A 20,494-nucleotide genomic window follows, 5' to 3' on the forward strand; every position below is an offset into this window, starting at 1 on the left:
GACATGAACGAGCGCAAGCGCCTACGCGTCGCGATGATCGGATGCGGCGGGCTCGCCCGGGGCGTGCTGCTGCCGGCGCTGACGCTGGTCGACGAACTGCGTCTCGTCGCCACCTGCGACCTTCGACGCGACGCCGCCGTGGACGCCGCCGACCGCTTCCGCGCCGAACGCGCCTACACCGACTACAGCGAGCTCCTCGCCGCCGAAGACCTCGACGGCGTCCTGATGGCGGCTCCTCCGGCGATCCATACCGAAGCGGGCATCGTCGCGCTGGAACGCGGGCTCCACGTCTACACCGAGAAGCCGCCGTCGATGACCGCCGCCGGAGCCAAGCGGTTCCGCGACGCCGCGCGCGGCACGACCGCGAAGGTTCTCATGGGAACCGTGCAGCGGCACTGCCCGGTGAACCGGATGGCGAAGGAGATCATCTCCCGACCCGGGTTCGGCGAGCCGATCGTCTATCAGGCGCGGTACCTCTGTCCGGGTCCCGGCATGCGGATGGATTGGGGGCTCGACCGCGATTCGGACGCGGACATGTTCCGCTTCTTCCTGCTGGATCACATCATCCACCATCTCGACCTGACTCGGTTCTTCATGGGCGATATCGCGGCGGTCTCGGCGATGCGGAGCCAGACGAACTCCGAGCAGTATGCGGGCGTTATCCAGTACCGATTCGGGAGCGGCATCGTCGGGAGCCAGACGATCGCGTTCCGCTCGCCGGTGTTCGAGAACCGCACGCTCATCGCCGGCGACGGGCCCGCGTGGGTCGAGACCCACAACTGGTCGAAGCTGACCTACTCGATTCCCGACCTTCCTGTCGGCACGGGCGGATATAACGACGGCAGGATCATCACCTGGGACGGGGGAATCGGGTATCAGAACGGCGTCATCCGTCCCGGATACCGCGAGGAGATCACGGCGTGGGCGCGCGCCATCCTCGATGGGACGGAGTGCCGCGCCGATCTGGACGACGGATACCGCGAGATGCTCCTCATCGACGCGATCATCGAGAGCCTGCGCACAGGCGGAGAGGTGACACTCGCCTATGATTGAGCTGCGAACTCAGATGCCGGCGCCCCGCATCGTAGCCGACGTCGCGTGCGTCTGCGGCGAAGGACCCCTGTGGCATCCGACCGAGCGCTGCGTCTACTGGACCGACATCGATAGCGCGAAGCTGTATCGCTACGACCCGGCTTCCGGGAACCACGAGCTCGTCCTCGACGGCGAGACGGTCGGCGGGTTCACGATCCAGGCGGACGGATCGCTGCTGCTGTTCATGGATCGCGGGCGGATCGCCGTCTGGCGTGACGGCACGCTGACGAACGTCGTCGACGAGATACCGGACGAACGGGAGTCGCGATTCAACGACGTCGTCGCGGACCCGGTCGGACGCGTCTTCTGCGGGACAATGCCCAGCCCCGAACGGCTCGGACGGCTCTACCGGCTCGACTGCGACGGCACGCTCACGGTCGTCCTCGAAGACGTGCGCTGCTCGAACGGGATGGGCTTCACGCTCGACCGCCAGCGCATGTACTTCACCGATTCCGAGATGTACGAGATCAGCCTGTTCGAGTACGACCGGGCAACCGGGAACCTGTCGAACCGCCGCGCCTTTCACCGGAACGCGCCCGCCGCCGGCTTGCCCGACGGGATGACCGTCGATGCCGAAGGCTGCATCTGGTCGGCGCGCTGGGACGGCTCCCGGCTGGTTCGACTGCTTCCCACCGGCGCGTTGATGCAGACCGTGGCGTTCCCGGTGCTCAAGGTCTCCAGCGTCACGTTCGGCGGCGACGATCTGACGGACATGTACATCACGACGGCGGGAGGCGAGGATCGCGCGCTGAACGGCGCTCACGCCGGATCGCTGTTCCATCTGAATCTCGGCATTCGCGGTCTGCCGGAGTTCGCTTCGCGCATCGGACTGTAGTCGCCACACGCGGAACCGGTTCCTACCGGTTCCCAGGGGAGGCATCCATGCTCGGCCAGCAGGTGATCGACTTCTACCACGGGCTCGTCGAATCGGAGCTTCGCCAGTCGCCGTTCGACCTGTCCTCAAAGGGCGCGTTCGAGGTGTGGCAGGGACTCGCGCGGGGTGTGCTGAGCGGCATCTTGGGCGATACGCCCAGTGAACGCATCGACTTCGGACTCGAACGACAGACCGTCGAGGAGACCGAGAGCTACGTCCGCGAACGGCTCGTCTATTGGACGCGCCCCGGGCTCCAGGCGTGCGCCTATCTGCTGACGCCGAAGAACGTCCGGTACCCGGTTCCCGCCGTGCTCTGCCTGCACGGTCACAGCGGCGGCGGCAAGGACGAGTGCATCGACCCCAACTCGGCGTATCGCGGGTTCGCCAAGCAGTTCGCGGAGCAGGGGCTGGTCGCGTTCGTGCCCGACCAGATCGGATTCGGCGAGCGTGCGCTGCCGCAGGACAACGTCACGTATAACGTTCTCGTCCATGGCCTCAACATGCTGGGGCACACGCTCATCGGCGTGCGCTACTGGGACCTGGTGCGGGCGCTCGATCTGATGGAGTCGCTCGACGCCGTCGATCCGAAGCGGATGGGCGTCATGGGCTTGTCGCTGGGCGGCGAGATGGCGATGTTCGTCGGCGCGCTCCAGACGCGGATCGCCGCGACGTGCGTGAGCTGCTATCTCACGTCGCACCTGAACACGTTCCTCGATCGGCCCCACTGCACATGCGGACATCTGCGCGATCTGGCGCGCCATTTCGAGCACGTCGATATCGCCGCGATGATCGCGCCGCGACCGCTCTTCCTGGAAGCCGGCAGAAAGGACGTCTCCTTCCCACACGAGGATACCGAGGCGATCGTCCACGACCTGGGACCCATCTACCAAGCCTATGGAGCCCCGGCGACGCATACCGGCATCCACGTCCACGACGGAGGGCACGAGATCGCGACGACGCACAGCGTTCCGTGGATGTGCGATCGACTCCGCGAGGCCTCTTAGCGCGCGGATACCTTACTCGGAGACTGGCGAGGCAGCCAGAGAGGTCGGAGGCGAACCGGGATCACACCCATCGCAGGAGCGTCGCGTCGCACGCAGACCGGGTGACGGTTACGATGAGAGTCTGATGAGAGGTGGTACGGGATGTTCGGTCAGGTGTTCGCGATCTCTGATGTGCCGACGGTCGCGACGCTCGCCTTCCTCGAAGGTCTCCTATCCGCAGACAACGCGCTGGTTCTCGCCATTCTCGTTCGCGCGCTGCCGAAGCACCAGCAGCAGAAGGGACTGCTCTACGGACTGGTCGGCGCGTTCGTACTCCGCGGCTTGATGATCGTGATCGCCAGCGAGCTCATCAAGTACTGGTGGGTTCAGGCGGCAGGCGCGGGGTATCTGCTCTACCTGGCGGTGCGTCACTTTGTCAGGCACGCGATGCATCGCGTCAACGACAAGCATCGGGAACCCAAGGCGCAAGGGTTCTGGTCGGTGATCGTGGTCGTGGAACTGACCGACCTCGCCTTCGCCGTCGATTCAATCCTCGCCGCCGTGGCGCTGGTGGGACCGCCACCCAACATGGAGGCGGTCCATCCGAAGCTGTGGGTGATCTACCTGGGCGGGCTGCTGGGCGTTGTTGCGATGCGGTTCGTCGCCAACTTCTTCCTGAAGCTGCTCGAGAAGTTCGCGCGGCTCGAGACCGCCGCCTATCTCATCATCGCCTGGATCTCGGTCAAGCTAGGCATCGAAGCCTACGGGCACTGGTACTACACGACGTACCACGTTCACGCTGGGTTCGAGCATCTGCCTAAGTGGGTTTTCTGGACGGTGATGCTCCTGCTGTTCGCGTCCGGGTTCATTCCGAAGCGCGGAAGCAAGCCGGCAGAGGGAGCCGCGGAAGCCGGCGATTGACGGCTGCGTCGGCGGACTCGTGAGCGTCTCCGGCGTGCGCTATGTATTCGACGATGACGCGCCCGTGCCGATTCTCGAAAGGACGAGACGCATGAAGATCACCTTCATGGGAGCCGGAAGCACCGTCTTCGCCAAGAACGTTCTCGGCGACTGCATGTTGACCGATGCCCTGCGCGACGCTCACATCGCCCTCTATGACATTGATGCGACGCGTCTGAGCGAATCCCAGGCGATGCTCCAGACGCTGAACGGGAACATCAACGGCGGCAAGGCGACCATCACGGCGCATCTGGGCCCCGCGCAACGTCGTGACGCTCTGCACGGCGCGAGCTACGTCGTCAACGCCATTCAGGTCGGCGGATACGAACCGAGCACCGTCATCGACTTCGAGATACCGAAGAAGTACGGGCTCCGCCAGACCATCGCCGACACGCTGGGGATCGGTGGCATCTTCCGAGGCTTGCGGACGATTCCCGTCTGCCTCGCCTTCGCGCGCGATATGGAAGCCGTCTGTCCCGATGCCTGGTTCCTCAACTACACGAACCCGATGGCGATGGTCACCGGCGGCATCTTGCTGGGTTCCAGCATCCGGGCGGTGGGGCTCTGCCATTCGGTTCAGGGGTGCGCGTCAGGTCTGCTGCATCACGTTGGGATGCTCAGCCAGGTCGAGAAGCTCCAGTGGAAGATCGCGGGGATCAACCACCAGGCGTGGCTGCTCGAAGTCACCGACGGCGGGAAGGACCTCTACCCGGAGATCAAGCGGCGCGCCGCCGAGATGAACGCTGCCGCCCGCAAGCCCGGAGCCAAGAAGCACTGGGACATGGTGCGCTTCGAGATGATGCGCCACTTCGGCTACTACATCACGGAGTCCTCGGAGCACCTCTCCGAGTACCTGCCCTACTGGATCAAGGCGCAGTTCCCGGAGCTCATCGAGGAGTTCAACATCCCGCTGGACGAGTACCCGCGCCGTTGCATCCACCAGATCGCCAGTTGGAAGGAGCAAAGCAAGGGGCTCATCAACAACCGCGAGCTCTCGCACCGGCGGACGCACGAGTACGGTTCCTACATCATGGACGCCATGGAAACCGACGTCCCGTTGCGCATCGGCGGGAACGTGTTGAACACGGGGTTGGTCACCAACCTATCGCGCACGTCGGTCGTCGAGCTCGCGTGCCTGGTCGACCGGAACGGCGTTCAGGGGTGCTACGTCGGCGACCTGCCGGAACAACTCGCCGGGCTGAACCGGACGAACATCAGCGTCCAGCTTCTGACTATCCAGGCGGCGCTGGAACGCGACCGCGAAGCCGTCTACCACGCGGCGATGCTCGATCCGCACACCGGCTCGGAGTTGACGCTCGACCAGATCCGCAGCCTCTGCGACGAGCTCATCGAAGCCCACGGGATGGAGTCGATGTTCGGCGGCGGAGACACCTACGAACCGCCCGCCTTGTGGGGCATCTAGCCCATGAGCCGACGCGCCAGCTTGCACGTGCGTTACGTCGTACGCCGTAGGGGCGGGTCTCAGACCCGTCCCAGCGATCAGGAGCCCTGTCACAGACTCGTGCCGATGTGCGCCTGTCTGCTCGTCGTGCTGTTCGCGCTCGTCACGACGGCGCATGGGGCGACGGTGCGGGAGCTTCAGGAGCGCGTCGCGGCGGAACCGCAGAACACATCGGCGCGGTTCGAGCTGGCGCGCGCCTATCTGTCGAGCGGGATGTCGGCGGAAGCCGTTGCCGCTTGGCAGGAGCTCGCCAAGTCTGTTCCGAAGGGCGCCGACGCGCACTACGGCTACGGACTGGCGCTGATGTCGAGCGACCGGTTCGACGACGCGCTCGCGGCGTTCGGCGAAGCGATCCGTCTTGATGCTCGACGCGCCGAGTTCTACCAGGCGGAGAGCTCTACCTACGTGTCGCTCTATCGCTATCAGGACGCGCTCGACTCGCTCGCCCAGGCGCGGAGTCTCAGTCCGGATTCACCGGTGGTCGCGTTCCAGACGGGCAAGGTGAAGTCGCAGCTAGGCCGGATGGAGGAGGCGCTTGCTGACTACGACCATGCCAAAGAGCTCCAGTACGACGCCGTCGCGTGCGACTTCGAGCGGGGCTACCTGCTGATGCGCCTGAACCGGCGCGAGGAGTCGCTCACCGCGCTGGACTCGGCGCTGAGAGGCGATCCGACCCACCTGGGCGCGCGCTATGTCCGGTCCCAACTGCGGCGGCGTCTCGGCGATACGGCTGGAGCCGACGAAGACCTGGCGATCCACACCGTCCTGACCAAGCAGCAGAAGTCCATCGACGAACTGAAAGCCGCCATCCTGCGGTACGAGTCGCCAAAAGAACGCGCTCCGATCTGGGCGAACCTCGGCAGGCTCCATCTCCGCTACGGGGATGCCCGGGCGGCGATCGACGCCTACGAGGCCGCCCTCGCGCTCGACCCGGAGCTCGTCATCGCTCATATCGGACTGGGAGCATCCCGCGCGGCGAACGACGAGCTCAGCGCGGCGGAGAAGGCGGCATCCGAGGCGCTTCGGCTCCAGCCGGACGCGGCGGCTGCTCAGGCGCTGCTTGGTGAGATCGCCTACCGGCGGGGGGATGCGAAGCGGGCGATCGCGCTTCTCGCACCAGCATTGGAGTCGGACCCGTCGCTGGGTTCCGCGAGACAGACGTACGCCGAAGCGCTGCTCGTCCAGCGGAACGCAGGGGCGGTCGCACAGTACCGGCTTGTCGTCGAGTCGGACCCCGACGATGCGGCGGGTCACGACGGGCTGGCGCGCGCCCTCGCCCAGGTCGGCGGCGATCTGCCGGGCGCGCACGCTGTAGCGCTGCGGGCTGTCGAACTCGCGCCAACGGTCCCGCCGTACCGCAACACGCTCGCGCTCATCGCGTTCCGACTGGGGAAGCTCGACGAGGCGGAGCAAGCGCTCCGATCCGCGCTCGAACTCAACCCGGGCAACCCCAACTACCGCGCCGGGATCGATGCCATCCGCCAGGCGCGCGCCGAAGCCGGGAAGTAGCGACTACGCCTCGCCAGCAATGATCTTGTCCATCTCCTCGCTGAGCGCGAACGCGCCGCCGCGCGGGTCTTCGCGGTTCTGCCCCATCTCTGCCGTGATCCATCCTTCGTAGCCGATGTCAACGAACGCCTGCCGTACCGCCTTCCAGTTGATGTTCCCGCCGAGCAGCGTCGAGGTGAACTGCCGGCTGCGCGTGTCGAACCCTTTGACGTGCACCTTCCCGATGCGGGGCCCCAGCGTGCGGATCCACTGATGCGGGTTCCCGTAGAGGCAGATGTTCCCCACGTCAAAGTAGGCGTTCACATAGGGGCTGTTGAACTGGTCGATGTACTGGGCGAACTCGGTCGGGCTGAGCAGGAACCGGTTCCAGACGTTTTCGATGCCGATGGCGATCTTCTTCTCCTCGGCGACCTTGAGGAGCTCGAGGATCTCGAACTGGGAGCGGATCCACGCCTGTTCGTAGGTCACCGTATCCGTCACGACGGCAGGGACGAGCAGAACCGTGTCTGCGCCGGTCGCCGCGGCGGTCGCGAACGACGCGAGCATGCCTTCGAAGCCTTCGCGCCGAACGGCGGGATCGGGGTCGGAGTGCGGTTTGCCCCAGTGGACGGAGTTCATGATGCTGGGGATGGCGATGCCGTGCTTCTTGGCGAGCTCCGCCGCGTTGGTACGAGATGCCTCGTCGTTGAGCGTTCCCAGCTCGACGCCTGCGAATCCGGCTTCCTTCGCCAGCGCGAACCCTTCGTCGGAGATGCCTCCGGGGAGCGTGCCGATGCAGATGCCCTTCTTCATGCGCCTTCTCCTCGGCGTATCGGATGCGGATCGGGTGCATCTTACGCGATCCGCGCTGCGGGCGGAACCACGAGCGAAGTCGGCACGGGACCCACGAGGGGTCTCCAGACCCTTCGCGGTGGACCCAATCGGCAGAGCCGCAAGCTCTTGGGGCGCTCTCAAGAGGCTCTACTGATCAACGCGTTCTCATGACTAACCGACGGTTCGCCCGTCGATTACCGAACTGACATGACGCTGAGGAGCTTCACGCATGATGCAACGGATGTTCACCTTCGCCTGCGTTGGTCTGCTCGCCGCAGCCGCCTACTCGTCGCACGCCGCCATGGAAGCCAGCGGCAAGGCGGCTCCCTTGGTGCCCGGACGGAATGTCCTCGCGGCGTCGGCATAACGACTCGCCGGGCTCCAGCGATCTGTCGCTGATCGTCCAGCTCAAGTCTGGGTCCACGATCCTCGTCGACGAGGGCAGCGGCATCAAAGCCATCCAGCCGAAGCAGAACCTGCCCAACGACGCCAACTCGACAGGCTGGACCGGGCGCGCCGTGACTCCCGCGCGAACGACGAGGCTTCGAGTGCGCTACGGAGCCTGCCGCAACGCCGCCCATCGGATCGCCAGGCGGTCGCGCGGTTCCACAGCGAGCACGATGCCCGACATGTCCTGCCCGATCTCGGCGGCGGTCAGCGCGCGGGCGTAGATGGCGACCTCGTCGATCGCGCCCTTGAACCGGTAGTTGTTCGCGTCGACGGTGCCGATGAAGATGGGCTTGTCTCCGGCGGGAACCGTGTCCTTCGGCGCGGCGCCCTCGACGACCTTCTTACCGTTGAGATAGAGCTGCTGGGTCTTCGCCTTACCGTCGAAGACGGCGGCGAGATGGTACCATTGGTTCAGAGGGTATCCACCCGCCGAGATCGCCATCCCGTCCTGATCGACGCCGAACCAGATGTTCGTATCCGACCATGTTTCCAGGTTGTAGGAGCAGGGCCAGAAGGCGTTCGTCGTCAGCTTGACGACGAGGCCGTTGTCGTGGTGGGCGTCCTGCTTCGCCCACAGCTCGATGGTGAGTCCCGCGACGCCGTCGAATCCGCTGTCCGCCTTGTCGGCGACTTCCAGGTAGGATTGTCCGTCGAACTCGAGGGCGGAACCGATCTTGCCGGTCGTCCACTTCGGTGTGCCGACGAACTTCGCGACATGCCCGTTTCCCGAGAGGTCAGCCGCCTGATTGCCCTTGTTCTCGTCGAGTGGGAGAAGCAGCTTTAGGTCCGCGCGGGGAGCCGCGTGAATGGGCAGGCTGATCGCGCAGCCAAGCGCGAGCGCCATCATAGATCTGCGCATCGGAACCTCCTTGTCTGAGTCCTATGCCGTGTCTCCGCGTCTTCGATCCCAGACCAAGCGCGAACACATTGTACGTTACCAGCACAGGGCTGGGAATCCAGCGGCGCTGGAAACCGACGCGCTGACACCGCAACGCGGTGTTGGGATCGTCGAGCTTTCGTGCTTGAGCCTGCTCTTTGTGGTATAAGGACGCGCGAACGAAGTCGCGTTGGGTCTCGTCGACGGCGTTGAGCGACGAGACGTGTCGGACGTGTTGTTGCCTCCTCGTATGAAGGGGACACACTGCATGAAGCGCGTCTACTGGCTCGTATGCGCTGTGGCTCTCGGCGTTGCCGTGGCAGTGCATACCGCGTCTGCTGCGCCCGCCCCATTGTTGCCCGGTGAGAACATCCTCGCCGCAGTGAACTCCAACGATGGGCTCGGTAGCAGCGACATGAGCCTCATCCTCCAACTGAGCGGCGACGGCAAGGTGTGGGTGGACGAGGGCCACGCGGTGAAGTACCTGGTGCCCACGGCGGATGTGCCGGGCTGGGAGAAACCAGGCTTCAATGACAGCAGCTGGAAGGACGGCTTGTCCAGTGTCGGATTTGCCGACAACGACGACAACACCGCCATCGACCGTGGAGCCGGCGTGGTGACGATCTACACGCGGTACCGCTTCAACGTGTCGGATCCGGCATCGGTCAAGAGCGTCGTTCTGTTGGCGGATTTCGACGACGGGTACATCGTGTGGCTGAACGGCGTCGAGATCGCTCGCAGCGCTCAGATGAAGAACGCCGGTGACACGCCCAAGTGGGATTACGGCGCTGCCGGTGGGCTCGTTGTCCCCAACCACGAAGCCAGCGACCTGGCGGCGGGCAAGCCGAACGCCGATCGCTGGAAGCATGCGGCGATCGAGAAGACCAACGTTAGCTTCGCGGCTCAGGCCGGCGCTGCCGTCGAGCCTTCGGGCAAGCTGGCGACAGCTTGGGCGGAGCTCAAGTCGAGTCGCTAGCGGACTGGGTCCTCCAGAACGCCCTAGGTCAGTGGGCGCGGGTTCTCGCGCCCACATCCCTACCATCACTCAGCAAGGAGGGTTCCGGGTGAAGCACTTCCTGGCTTTCGTGGTCGGGGTATGTGTCGTCGCCTTCGCTGTTGCGAGCACAGCGTCCGCTGTGACGATCTATACCAAGAACAACGTGCTCGTCGGAGCGAACTTCAACGACGGCGCTGGGAGCAGCGACATGACGCTCATCATGCAGCTCTCCGCTGGCGGGAAGGTCTACGTCGACGAAGGCGCGAAGGTGAAGTACATCCACGATCCGGACAATATGGAAATCAAGGCGGGGTGGACTCAGGTCGCCTACGACGATTCGAAGTGGAAAGACGGCGAATCGGGAGTCGGCTTCGCCGACAACGACGACAACACGGAGATTCCCGCCGGCCGCATCTCTGCGTGGACACGGTACTACTTCGACATCCCCGACGCCGCGACGGTGAAGGAGCTCATCCTACTCGCCGACTACGATGACCAGTATGGAGCGTGGCTCAACGGCGCGCTCATCGCCAAGAGCAACGCCTGGACGCCCGACAAGGGCGAACCGGCATGGAACGTCAGCGTGGGAGGCGGCGCGAATCGCGGATCGTGCGAGCTCGCCAAGGGCAAGCCGAACAAGGCGCGCTGGAACTGCGGTTCCATTGTCAAGACGACGATCTCGGCGACCTTCGGGGGATCCAGTGGACTCGCCGTCGAAGCCCGTGGCAAAGCCGCCGCGACTTGGGGAGCGCTGAAGTCGTTCTAGCGCTATGCGCGATTCGTCGGCTGCGACTCATCCGGGCGCGGGGCAACCCGCGCCCGTTCGCTGTCAAAGCAGAGGGGCAACCGTCGTGGCGACCCATCGGCAGATCGTGCTCGCGGCGAAGCCTGCTGGCATGCCGAAGGAGAGCGACTTCGAGCTTGTCGAGAACCCCATCCCGACGCCGAAGCCCGGCGAGTTCGTCGTCCGCAACGAGTATCTCTCCGTCGATCCCTATATGCGTGGTCGGATGCGCGGCGTGGACACCTACACTCCAGCGTTCCGCATGCGGGAACCGATGGCTGGTGGAGCCGTTGGGCGCGTCGTCGAATCGCGTCACCCCGAGTATGCCGTCGGAGATGTCGTCGTCACGATGCAGGGATGGCGTGAGTACGGCGTCAGCGATGGCGGCGACGCCCGCAAGGTCGATGCCTTGGTGGTTCCCCTATCCGCCTACTTGGGCGTGCTCGGCATGCCGGGCTTCACCGCTTGGTACGGGCTCCATCGGATCGGGGAGCCCAAGCGCGGCGAGACGCTCGTCGTCAGCGCGGCGGCGGGAGCCGTCGGTTCGCTGGTGGGTCAGTTGGGCAAGCGAGCCGGATGCCGCGTCGTGGGAACCGTCGGGTCGGCGGCGAAGGCAGACCACCTCACGGGCGCGCTCGGCTTCGACGCGGCGATCGACTATCGCGCCTGCGGCGACCTGACGGCGGCTCTGCGCGACGCCTGCCCGGGCGGCATCGACATCTACTTCGAGAACGTGGGCGGGGCGATGCTCGAAGCGGTACTGACCTGCGCGAACGTCGGCGCGCGCATCGCCGTCTGCGGCATGGTCTCGCAGTACAACCTGGACGTCCCCGACCCGGGCCCGCGGAACCTCTTCGAGCTCATCACGAAGCGCATCCTGATGCAGGGATTCCTCATCCGCGACCACGGGAACCTGCTCCCGGAGTTCGTCGGCGAAGTTGGGCCGCTGGTGGGCGAAGGAGCGATCCGCTACCGCGAGACGATCGTCGATGGCATCGAGAACGCGCCGAGGGCGTTCATCGAGCTCCTGTCGGGCGGGAACGTCGGGAAGATGCTCGTCCGCCTGCCCGTTGCGTAGGCGTGTTCTTCCGATGCGCGCCGAATGAGGCTATCCCAATCGTGGTGGCTGGGATTCCACGGCTTGGGAAAGGAGCCTCTGTGCATGGACGCCATCGCCTGCCTGAAGACCCGACGCAGCATCCGCGCCTACGAATCCGACACGGTATCCCGCGACGTTCTCAGCGACATCGTCGATTGCGCGCGCCTGGCTCCCAGCGGCAGGAATGAGCAGCCCTGGACGTTCATCGTGGTCACGAAGCCGGACCTACTCGACGAGCTCGCCGGTCTGACGGACTTCGGAAAGCACATCGCCCACTCGGCGGCGTGCATCGTCGTGTTCTGCAAGGACACCAAGTACTACCTGGAAGACGGCAGCGCGGCGACGACGAACATCTGCCTCGCCGCGTGGGCCCACGGGTTGGGAACCTGCTGGATATCGGGCGACAAGCGCGAGTACGCCGACGACGTGCGGCGGTTCCTGGGCGTGCCGAATGGACACAAGCTCATCAGCCTGATATCGCTGGGCGTTCCGGCAGAGGAGCCGATCAAGACGAAGCGCGCGCTCGAAGACGTGCTCCACTGGGAGCGTTGGGGCGCGGAGTAGACGGCTCGATCATCTGTCCGGCGGAACCGGTTCGATGGGCGCGATGATGCCCCTGCTGGCGGATTCGTAGGCGGCATCCAGCACTCGCAGGACGCGCAGACCGTCGCGCAGCGAGTTCGGCGGTTCACCGTCTCCGGCAGACGCTTGCAGGAACCGCCGGACGAACTCCTCGCCATAGACGCCGCCGTAGGCGCGGCTCTCCGCGACTTCGACCGTCCATTCCCGACGCGGCGCAGACGCCCATTCGGGGCGTGCGCTCTCGACGTGGAGCGTCTTGCCGCCGACGGGGTCCCACCACAGCCGTCCTTCGCGCCCGTAGATGCCGATGTACGTGTCGTACGCGCCGCGCATGTAGCCGCTGGGACTCAGCGCCAGCAGGTATCCCGCCGTCATCGTCGCCAGAGCGTTCCGCCGGAACCGGAGGCTCAGCATGGCGACGTCCTCGACGTCGATAGCCTGCCCGCCCAGGGTTCCCACGTGCGCGCCGACGGAGACGTACTCGTCGTCCAACAGGTAGGCGAGCAGGTCGATGTAGTGGCACGCGAGCCACGAGAGGATACCCCCACCAGCGGCGTCACGGCTGAATAGCCAATGGGAGGGATCGCGGTAGCGCACTTGCGACGTGACCATCCGCGCCTCGGCGGCGATGGGCGCGCCCAGGACGCCTTCCCGGATGAGCCGGCGGGCTTCCAGCGGGATCGGGTGCCATCGCGCCTGATAGACAATCGAGAGCGTGACGCCGGACTCGACGATGGCGCGTCGGGCAGGCTCGAACGCGGCAGCCGACACGGCGAGCGGCTTCTCGGCGATGACGTGGCAGCCGACTCGCGCGCACGCGGCGATGTCAGCCGGCGCTCGGTCGTTGCGCGAACAGGTGAACGCGTGCGTTGGGCCGGTCGCGAGCCCATCGTCCAGTGTCGAGACGGTCGCGGCGACCTTCGCCTCGGCGTCGTAGGACGCGCGGACGGACGCGTCAGGCTCCACGACGATGACGCGCTCGACTTCTGGGAGCTGCTGGAGCGTCTTGAGGTGCGCGCGGGCGTGAGGATGGGTTCCGCCGACGAGGAGGAAGTCTGCCATGTCGAGGCTCTCCGTTCTGCGCGATGGCGCTCCTTCGGACGATACCGGCGGAGCCGTGCGCTCGCATCGGAGACGGCGCGCTGACAAATGCCTGCCAGACGATCTTGCCAGATCGTCTGGCAGGCATCAACGCACAGTGAATCGTGCTGCTGGTGACGGGCGCGGCATGCCACGATCAGGTCCTGGTGGTTCCGATGTGCCGTCCCGGTTTGCGATAGCACGGGGTCGCGGAGAGTTCTGCCGTTCCAGGGCTGTTTCATGAACGGCCCGCCTGATCCCGAATCGGGTCCACCCAACGGGTCATTCCCGCGAGCCCCGCCTTCGCGGGGCCAGGAAGCGGGAATCCAGGACTCTGGGCTCCCGCTTTCGCGGGAGCGACGGAGCGGAAACGGTGGCTCCATGGACGGCTGGTGTCCCGTCGGAGCAGCGGGCGTTCGTCTGGACCCCGCCGTGCGGGGACCGAGGGCTTCATGAAACAGCCCTGCTGCCGTCCCGATTGCCTTGCTTCCATCCGGCAAGTGTGCTAGCCTTGAGACAGCCCGACGATGGACACCTAGCCACGGCGGATCGGGTGCGGTTGCACAGGATTTGACGTTCGATACGGCGACGGTTGTGTCAAGAGTGGGTTCCAGCCCGCTCTTTTGTTTTGTGGGGCACCGGCGTGGACCATGAGTCGGGTACGGATCATCGCCCCCAGGCGCTGTTGACGAGCATCTGCGAACCGATCCTGGCGGCGAACGGGTTTGAGCTGGTCGAAGCCATTTGGCAGATGAACCGTCGTCAGCCGTCCGTGCGGCTGCTGGTGCATCGCCCGGGCGGGATCACCATCGGGGAGTGCCAGAGGGTCCTCCGCATGTTGGAGCCGACCCTCCGCGTCGAAGGAATCCTAGACGACCGCACGGAGTTCGAAGTCGCCTCACCAGGCTTGGATCGACCACTGCACACGGCTTCGGATTTCCGGCGCGCCGAGGGGTACTGGGTTGCGATCCGCCGACGCGGTTCCACCGACCCGGCTCGCGAGGAGCGGCTCGTCGGCAGGCTCATGTCGGTGAACGGCGACGACATCCATCTGGCACTGGACTCGGGAGAGGACGTTACGGTGGCGATCGCGGAGGTGATCGAGGGGAAGTTCGACATCCGGTTCTAGCCGGGGCACGACCTTCGCGCGCCAGCCAGCGCATGACTGCCGCACGATCTTTCAGACGACGCAGGGAGCACGACGATGAACCAGAACCTCTTGACGAGTATGAAGCAGGTCTTGAGCCAGAAGCGTCTTCCCAAAGAGATCCTGGTCGAGGCGATCGAGGCTGCCCTGCTTCAGGCGGCGAAGCGGCGCTATGGCTCGGTGCAGTCGGTGAAAGTGGAGTTGAACGAGACGACCGGCGAGATCCAGGTCTTCGCACCCAAGCGTGTCGTCGAGATCATGCGGTCGTTCGCGACGGAAATCCCGATCGAGGAAGCGCTCAAGACGGAGCCTGAAGCGAAGATCGGCGACGTCATCGAGGTTCCCGTCGAGACGCGCGACTTCGGACGCATCGAAGCCCAACTCGCCCGGCAGATCCTGGTCCAGAAGATCAAGGACGCCGAGCGGATGAATATCTTCAACCTCTACAAGGACCGCGTCGAGGAGATCGTCAGCGGCGTCGTGCAGCAACAGGACTACCGGGACGTGATTCTGGAGATCGAGGGAGCCGAGGCGGTTCTGCCGTGGAACGAGCAGCTCCGCAACGAATCGTACGAGCGGGGCGACCGCATCCGCGCCCTCGTGATCGACGTCATGGACCCTGAAAACGCGGAGCACGCCACGCGACGATTCAAAGCCCCGGTCATCCTGTCGCGCGCCCATCCGGTTCTGCTGGTGCGGCTGTTCGAGCAGGAAGTGCCGGAGATCGTCGACGGTCTGGTCAACATCATGGCGATTGCGCGCGAGCCCGGCGAACGCTCTAAGATCGCCGTCGCGAGCACCGAGGACGGCATCGACGCCGTCGGGACGTGCGTCGGCGTTCGCGGGTCGCGGGTGCAGATGGTCGTGCGCGAACTCAGCGGCGAGCGGATCGACGTGCTCCCGTGGAGCCCGGATCCCGCCGAGTTCATCGCGAATGCGCTGGGTCAGACGAAGGTGAGCGAAGTGATCCTCGGCGAGGACGAAGGCGGCGAGCCGTTGGCGACCGTCGTCGTCCCGGAGGAGCAGCTATCCCTGGCGATCGGGCGTCGCGGGCAGAACGCCCGCCTGGCGAACCGACTGACCGGTTGGAAGATCGACATCGTCAGCGAGCGGGAAGTGAGTTCCGATCTGCGGTCGCGCATGGTCGCCGAGATCTTCAAGACGGATTCCGAGTCCGAGCCGGTCGAGGAAGTGCCGGAGCTGCCAGCGGCGGAGCTCCCGCCCGAACGCCTCGTCGGAGTCGGACCCAAAGTCGCCGCTACGCTGCGCGAGCATGGCTACGCCAACGTCGGCGCGATTGCCGAAGCGGATGTCAAGGAGCTGTCCGTGCTCCCGAACCTCGGCGCGAAGACTGCCGAGAAGCTCGTCGCGTCTGCCAAGTCGTTGATCCTGGCAGAACAGCGCGCGGCTGCCGCTTCAGAGTCGTAGGGATCATCGGAAACCGGGTATGCATCCGAGAACGGGAGCGAATGACGGCACCGGAACGGAGCTGCATGGGCTGTCGGCAGAAGGGAGCCAAGCGAACGTTGGTTCGGATCGTGCGGCTCGAAGATGGCTCGCTCTGCGCCGATCCGACGGGGAAGCGTCCGGGACGCGGCGCCTATGTTTGCAGCGATGGGGCATGTATCGAGCGCGCCCTGACGCCCAAGTCGCTCATTCGCGCTCTGCGGCTGACGACCCCGATCGCGCCTCCCCAGATCGAGGCGCTCCGATCGGAGCTCACGCAACTAGTCAACGACGGACCTGACGGATCGCCAAAGACACGACGAATGGGGGTGGTTACCCGATGAGTTCTCCGACACATCCTCCTTATGACAAACCCGTGCGGGTCTATGAACTGGCGAAACATCTCGACGTGCCCAACAAGGAGCTGATTGAGCGGCTCAAGGAGATGGGGTTCGAGGTCAAGACGCACTCCAGCACGATCACTCCGGAAGAAGCGAATCGTGCCTGCCAAGAGATCGCGGGTCAGGGCGCTCCGGCTCCCGAGCCTGTCAAGGGCAAGACGCCGGAGGCTCCATCGCCCGCGCCATCGCCCGCGCCATCGAAGGCTCCGCCGTCGGCGCCTGCCACGGAACCGACCCCGACGACCCGAGAGACGGGACTGAAGCCCCCTATCCGGACGATCGAGCTGCCCCGCCGCGAGATCGTCCGCGCGGCGCCGCGTCGCGACGACGCCAAGCCTGAGTACGCTGTCCGCCGCCCGTCGACGTCTTCGGCGGCTCCTCCCACGACCACGCAGCCTCGGTACGAGGCAGCGCCGAGAACCAGCAAGCCAGTCTCGCAGACGGAGAAGCGCGCGCCCAAATACACCGCGCGTCCGGCGGGATCGGCGCCCGCCGAGCCCGTGGCGCGACGAAGCGATGGACCCACGGAACGACGCGTCGCCTATTCGAGCCGCGACGAGTCGAGTAGCACGACGCGCTCGTACCATTCGGCGTCATCGACAGCCGCTGCGAGCCGGAGCTCCGAATCGTCGGGGTTCTCGCGTCAGCGGACCAGCCGAGAGGGCGCTCCAGCCCGCGACGGCGAAACGCGGCGGCCTCGTCCCGTTGGAGGAGGCAGGGGATTTCCGCCCAAGCCCGGTCGTCCCGGCGAAGCCCCGGCAGAAGGATTCGGGCGGCCGCAGCCGAAGCGACTGCAGACCCGCGACCGAGACAAGGAACGCGAGCGCGAACGCGAGCGCGAACGCGAGCGCGAACGCGACATGATCGCGCGACAGCGTCCCAAGGAGGACGCTGCCGACGGGCTGGTTCTTCCGACACGCGACGACATCCCGGAGATCATGGAGGGGAGCACCGTCGGCGAGATGGCGCGCGCCCTCGAGGTGCGTCCCGGCGTGTTGATCGCCGAGCTGTTCCGCATGGGCATCGTCGCAACGATCAACCAGGCGCTCGACATGGACACGCTGCGCAAGCTGGAGGACCCGCTGCAGTTCCTGGCGGCGAAGCGCCCCAGCCTCGAAGAGCAGCTCATGCAGAGCGTCGAGGAGATCCGCGACGATCCCGAGGACCTCGTGCCACGCGCTCCGGTCGTCACGATCATGGGACACGTCGATCACGGAAAGACGTCGCTGCTCGACGCCGTGCGGGAATCGAACGTCGCCGAACGCGAAGCCGGAAACATCACGCAGCACATCGGCGCCTACGACGTGCGCCTGCCCAACGGTCGCGTCGTGTTCCTCGATACGCCGGGTCACGAGGCGTTCACGGCGATGCGCGCGCGCGGCGCTCAAGTGACGGACGTCGTCGTGCTGGTCGTGGCGGCGGACGACGGCGTAATGCCGCAGACGGTCGAGGCTCTGAACCATGCGCGAGCAGCCGGCGTGCCAGTCGTCGTCGCGATCAACAAGATCGACGTTCCCAACGCGAACATCGACCGTGTCAAGGACCAGCTCGGAAGACTCGAGCTGGTGCCAGAAGAATGGGGCGGCTCGACGGTGTTCTGCGAGCTGTCGGCGAAGCAGCGCACCGGCGTCACGGAACTGCTGGAATACCTGTCGCTGGAGACGGAGCTCCTCGAGCTCCGCGCGAATCCGAGGCGTCCGGCGATCGGGGCGGTCGTCGAAGCGCAGCTCGACAAGGGACGCGGGCCCGTGGCGACCGTTTTGGTTCAGAACGGGACCCTGCGCGTCGGCGACTACTTCGCGGCGGGAACCTGCGATGGGCGCGTCCGGGCGCTGATCGATGACTTGGGTCAGCGGGTCGAGGAAGCGGGTCCGTCGACGCCGGTCGAAGTGCTGGGCTTCAACAGCGTGCCGACTGCAGGCGACCGGTTCGTGGTCCTGAGCGAGGAGGACGCGCGAGCCCTCGTGGCATCGCGGCAGCAGATCGTCCGCGACGAGAAGATGATCCAGCGCCGCCGCGTCTCGCTGGAAGACCTGCACGCCCAGATCGCCCAGGGCGAGGTCAAGGAGCTGAACCTCATCCTCAAGACGGACGTGGAGGGCTCCATCGAGGCGATCTTGCAGGCGTTGTCTCGCCTAGACACACAGGAAGTCAAGCTGAACGTGATCCATCAGGGCGTCGGAGGCATCACCGAAACCGACGTGATGCTGGCAACGGCGTCGGACGCGATCATCATCGGCTTCAACGTGCGACCGACGACCCGCGCGGAACGGATCGCCCGGCAGGAGGAGATCGACGTCCGCGCCTACGACGTCATCTACAACGTCGTGACCGACATCCGGGCTGCCCTGGAGGGCATGCTGGAACCCGAAGTGCAGGAGCAGGTCCTCGGACGCGCGACGGTGCGCGAGCTGTTCCGCGTGCCTCGCATCGGGACGGTCGCCGGCAGTTACGTGAACAACGGACGGATCGTGCGCGGCATGAATCTGCGGGTCGTCCGCGACAACCGCCTCATCCACGAGGGCAAGGTGGACTCCATCCGCCGGTTCAAGGAAGACGTCACCGAAGTGACGGCTGGGTACGAGTGCGGCATCGGTCTCCTGTCGTTCAGCGACCTGAAGGTCGATGACGTCCTCGAGTGCTACACGCACGAGGAAGTGACGCGAACACTGGGCGGAACCCCGTCTCAGGAGCGCGCCGGGAACCGCACTGCGTAACGGCGCGGCGGCGGAGAGGGCGCGCCGATGCACGTGGGCGTCTGCACGATTGCCTTCGAGGTGCACGCGAGCGACTCGCTGAAGGCGAAGCGGCAGGTCGTTCGGAGCATCAAGGATCGCGTGCGCCACCGGTTCAACGTGTCCATCGCGGAAGTAGGCGACCTGGACAGCCACACCGACGCGGAGTTGGGCATCGCCTACGTCTCCAATGACGTGCGCCACCTCAACAGCGTGATGGACAAGATCGTGAACTACATCGAAGACGAGTTCCCGATCTCCGTGAGCGGCGTCGATATGGAACTCCTGTAGCGGGAGGCGAAGCGATGCGCGAGCGCGGTTCCTCGATGCGCGTCGAACGGATCGCCGAGTTGCTCAAGCGGGAGCTCGCGGACATCTTCCTCCGGCGGGTCAAAGACCCTCGGCTCCAGGAATGCGTTGTCTCGAACGTGCGCGTGTCGAGCGATCTGCGCGTCGCTTGGGTGGGTCTGAGCATCTACGACGCGGACGAGCCGAGCATTCGCAAGGCATTGGCGAAGGCGTCCGGCTACATCCGCCGGGAAGCCGCGAGTCGGCTCGATCTGCGCCATAGCCCGGAGCTTCGCTTCGAGGTGGATCGCGGGCCCAAGCTCCTGATGGACATGACGGAGCGCCTGCGTTCCCTGAATATCCCGCCGGACGGATCCGACCCCGAGGACGAGGACTCAGCCGAGTGAGCGACACCCATTCGGTCGCGTCGGAGCGCTTCCGCGACATTCTGGACGCGTTCGCTCGATACGACTCGTTCTGGATCTCCTCGCATATCCATCCGGATCCCGACGCCATCGGTTCCCAACTGGCGCTGGCAAGGTTCTTAGAGCAGCGCGGGAAGACCGTCGAGATCGTCAACGAGGGCCCTCCGCCGAGGATCACGCACTGGCTCCCCGGGGTCCGTCGCATGCGCCAGGAACCGACGCTCGACGCCGCCGACGCCCTGATCGTTCTCGACGTGTCCGACCGAGCTCGACTGGGCAAGACGCTCGAACATCGGCTTTCGCCGAAGCACGCCATCATCAATATCGACCATCACGCGACGGGAAAACCCTTCGCTGACATCGCCTGCGTCGTGCAGCAGGCGTGCGCGACGTGCGAAATCCTCTTCGACCTGTTCGAGGCGTCCGGCGACGAGATCGACCGAGATATTGCGGAGTGCCTCTACGCGGGCATCATCGGCGACACGGGCAA

20 protein-coding genes are annotated in these 20,494 nt (G+C 65.6%); 17 read left to right on the forward strand and 3 right to left on the reverse strand.

Annotated elements, in window-relative coordinates; all coding sequences use genetic code 11:
- From FJZ36_11745 to FJZ36_11770, 6 genes are all read left to right on the forward strand, one after another.
- Positions 1–1,053 (forward strand): Gfo/Idh/MocA family oxidoreductase (locus FJZ36_11745; GenBank protein ID MBM3215574.1); only part of this gene is annotated, 1,053 nt, incomplete at its 5' end.
- A 13-nt stretch (positions 1,054–1,066) separates the two neighbouring features.
- Positions 1,067–1,927 carry an SMP-30/gluconolactonase/LRE family protein gene (locus FJZ36_11750; protein MBM3215575.1) on the forward strand — a complete coding sequence of 287 codons (861 nt, stop codon included), beginning with the start codon at positions 1,067–1,069 and terminating at the stop codon, positions 1,925–1,927.
- A 47-nt stretch (positions 1,928–1,974) separates the two neighbouring features.
- Entirely contained in the window at positions 1,975–2,970 is a 996-nt protein-coding gene (locus FJZ36_11755; protein MBM3215576.1) for a hypothetical protein, read from the forward strand.
- A gap of 141 nt (positions 2,971–3,111) precedes the next feature.
- Positions 3,112–3,870: a TerC family protein gene (locus FJZ36_11760; GenBank protein ID MBM3215577.1), complete on the forward strand. Its 759-nt coding sequence runs from the start codon at positions 3,112–3,114 to the stop codon at positions 3,868–3,870.
- A gap of 91 nt (positions 3,871–3,961) precedes the next feature.
- Complete coding sequence (locus FJZ36_11765) at positions 3,962–5,332, forward strand: alpha-glucosidase/alpha-galactosidase (GenBank protein ID MBM3215578.1); 1,371 nt, start codon at positions 3,962–3,964, stop codon at positions 5,330–5,332.
- 3 nt (positions 5,333–5,335) lie between these two features.
- Entirely contained in the window at positions 5,336–6,880 is a 1,545-nt protein-coding gene (locus FJZ36_11770; protein ID MBM3215579.1) for a tetratricopeptide repeat protein, read from the forward strand.
- 3 nt (positions 6,881–6,883) lie between these two features.
- Here the strand turns inward: FJZ36_11770 and FJZ36_11775 are convergent, their stop codons facing one another.
- Both FJZ36_11775 and FJZ36_11780 read right to left on the reverse strand, forming a co-directional pair.
- Positions 6,884–7,672 carry a sugar phosphate isomerase/epimerase gene (locus tag FJZ36_11775; GenBank protein MBM3215580.1) on the reverse strand — a complete coding sequence of 263 codons (789 nt, stop codon included), beginning with the start codon at positions 7,670–7,672 and terminating at the stop codon, positions 6,884–6,886.
- A 574-nt stretch (positions 7,673–8,246) separates the two neighbouring features.
- Complete coding sequence (locus FJZ36_11780) at positions 8,247–9,002, reverse strand: LamG domain-containing protein (GenBank protein MBM3215581.1); 756 nt, start codon at positions 9,000–9,002, stop codon at positions 8,247–8,249.
- Positions 9,003–9,288: 286 nt separating this feature from the next.
- On the opposite strand from FJZ36_11780, the gene FJZ36_11785 reads away from it, so the two are divergent.
- The 4 genes from FJZ36_11785 to FJZ36_11800 all read left to right on the forward strand — a co-directional run bounded on the left by FJZ36_11785 (position 9,289) and on the right by FJZ36_11800 (position 12,464).
- Entirely contained in the window at positions 9,289–9,996 is a 708-nt protein-coding gene (locus tag FJZ36_11785) for a hypothetical protein (protein ID MBM3215582.1), read from the forward strand.
- A gap of 88 nt (positions 9,997–10,084) precedes the next feature.
- Complete coding sequence (locus FJZ36_11790; protein MBM3215583.1) at positions 10,085–10,783, forward strand: hypothetical protein; 699 nt, start codon at positions 10,085–10,087, stop codon at positions 10,781–10,783.
- Between the two features lie 4 nt (positions 10,784–10,787).
- A complete protein-coding gene (locus FJZ36_11795) occupies positions 10,788–11,879 on the forward strand; it encodes an NADP-dependent oxidoreductase (protein MBM3215584.1) in 1,092 nt (363 codons plus the stop codon).
- Between the two features lie 84 nt (positions 11,880–11,963).
- Positions 11,964–12,464, forward strand: a complete 501-nt coding sequence (locus FJZ36_11800) for a nitroreductase family protein (protein ID MBM3215585.1) — start codon at positions 11,964–11,966, stop codon at positions 12,462–12,464.
- A 9-nt stretch (positions 12,465–12,473) separates the two neighbouring features.
- Here the strand turns inward: FJZ36_11800 and FJZ36_11805 are convergent, their stop codons facing one another.
- The gene (locus tag FJZ36_11805) at positions 12,474–13,544 is read right to left on the reverse strand and encodes a Gfo/Idh/MocA family oxidoreductase (protein MBM3215586.1); all 1,071 of its coding nucleotides are present in this window, start codon (positions 13,542–13,544) and stop codon (positions 12,474–12,476) included.
- A 598-nt stretch (positions 13,545–14,142) separates the two neighbouring features.
- Here FJZ36_11805 and FJZ36_11810 point away from each other — a divergent pair.
- From FJZ36_11810 to FJZ36_11840, 7 genes are all read left to right on the forward strand, one after another.
- Complete coding sequence (locus tag FJZ36_11810) at positions 14,143–14,691, forward strand: hypothetical protein (protein MBM3215587.1); 549 nt, start codon at positions 14,143–14,145, stop codon at positions 14,689–14,691.
- Positions 14,692–14,766: 75 nt separating this feature from the next.
- Positions 14,767–16,137, forward strand: coding sequence for a transcription termination/antitermination protein NusA (gene nusA, locus FJZ36_11815; protein ID MBM3215588.1), 1,371 nt, complete (start codon positions 14,767–14,769; stop codon positions 16,135–16,137).
- Between the two features lie 41 nt (positions 16,138–16,178).
- Positions 16,179–16,499 carry a YlxR family protein gene (locus FJZ36_11820; protein MBM3215589.1) on the forward strand — a complete coding sequence of 107 codons (321 nt, stop codon included), beginning with the start codon at positions 16,179–16,181 and terminating at the stop codon, positions 16,497–16,499.
- Positions 16,496–19,273 carry a translation initiation factor IF-2 gene (gene infB / locus FJZ36_11825; protein MBM3215590.1) on the forward strand — a complete coding sequence of 926 codons (2,778 nt, stop codon included), beginning with the start codon at positions 16,496–16,498 and terminating at the stop codon, positions 19,271–19,273. Before FJZ36_11820 ends, infB begins: the two co-directional genes overlap by 4 nt.
- Before the next feature lie 27 nt (positions 19,274–19,300).
- On the forward strand, positions 19,301–19,582 hold the full coding sequence (locus FJZ36_11830; GenBank protein MBM3215591.1) for a DUF503 domain-containing protein: 282 nt from the start codon (positions 19,301–19,303) through the stop codon (positions 19,580–19,582).
- 14 nt (positions 19,583–19,596) lie between these two features.
- Entirely contained in the window at positions 19,597–19,986 is a 390-nt protein-coding gene (gene rbfA / locus FJZ36_11835; protein ID MBM3215592.1) for a 30S ribosome-binding factor RbfA, read from the forward strand.
- Positions 19,983–20,494: bifunctional oligoribonuclease/PAP phosphatase NrnA (locus FJZ36_11840; GenBank protein ID MBM3215593.1), on the forward strand; the 512-nt coding region annotated here is incomplete at its 3' end. The genes rbfA and FJZ36_11840, both read left to right, overlap by 4 nt.

The sequence above is a fragment of the Candidatus Poribacteria bacterium genome (genome assembly GCA_016866785.1).
In the GTDB taxonomy this organism is placed as follows: domain Bacteria; phylum Poribacteria; class WGA-4E.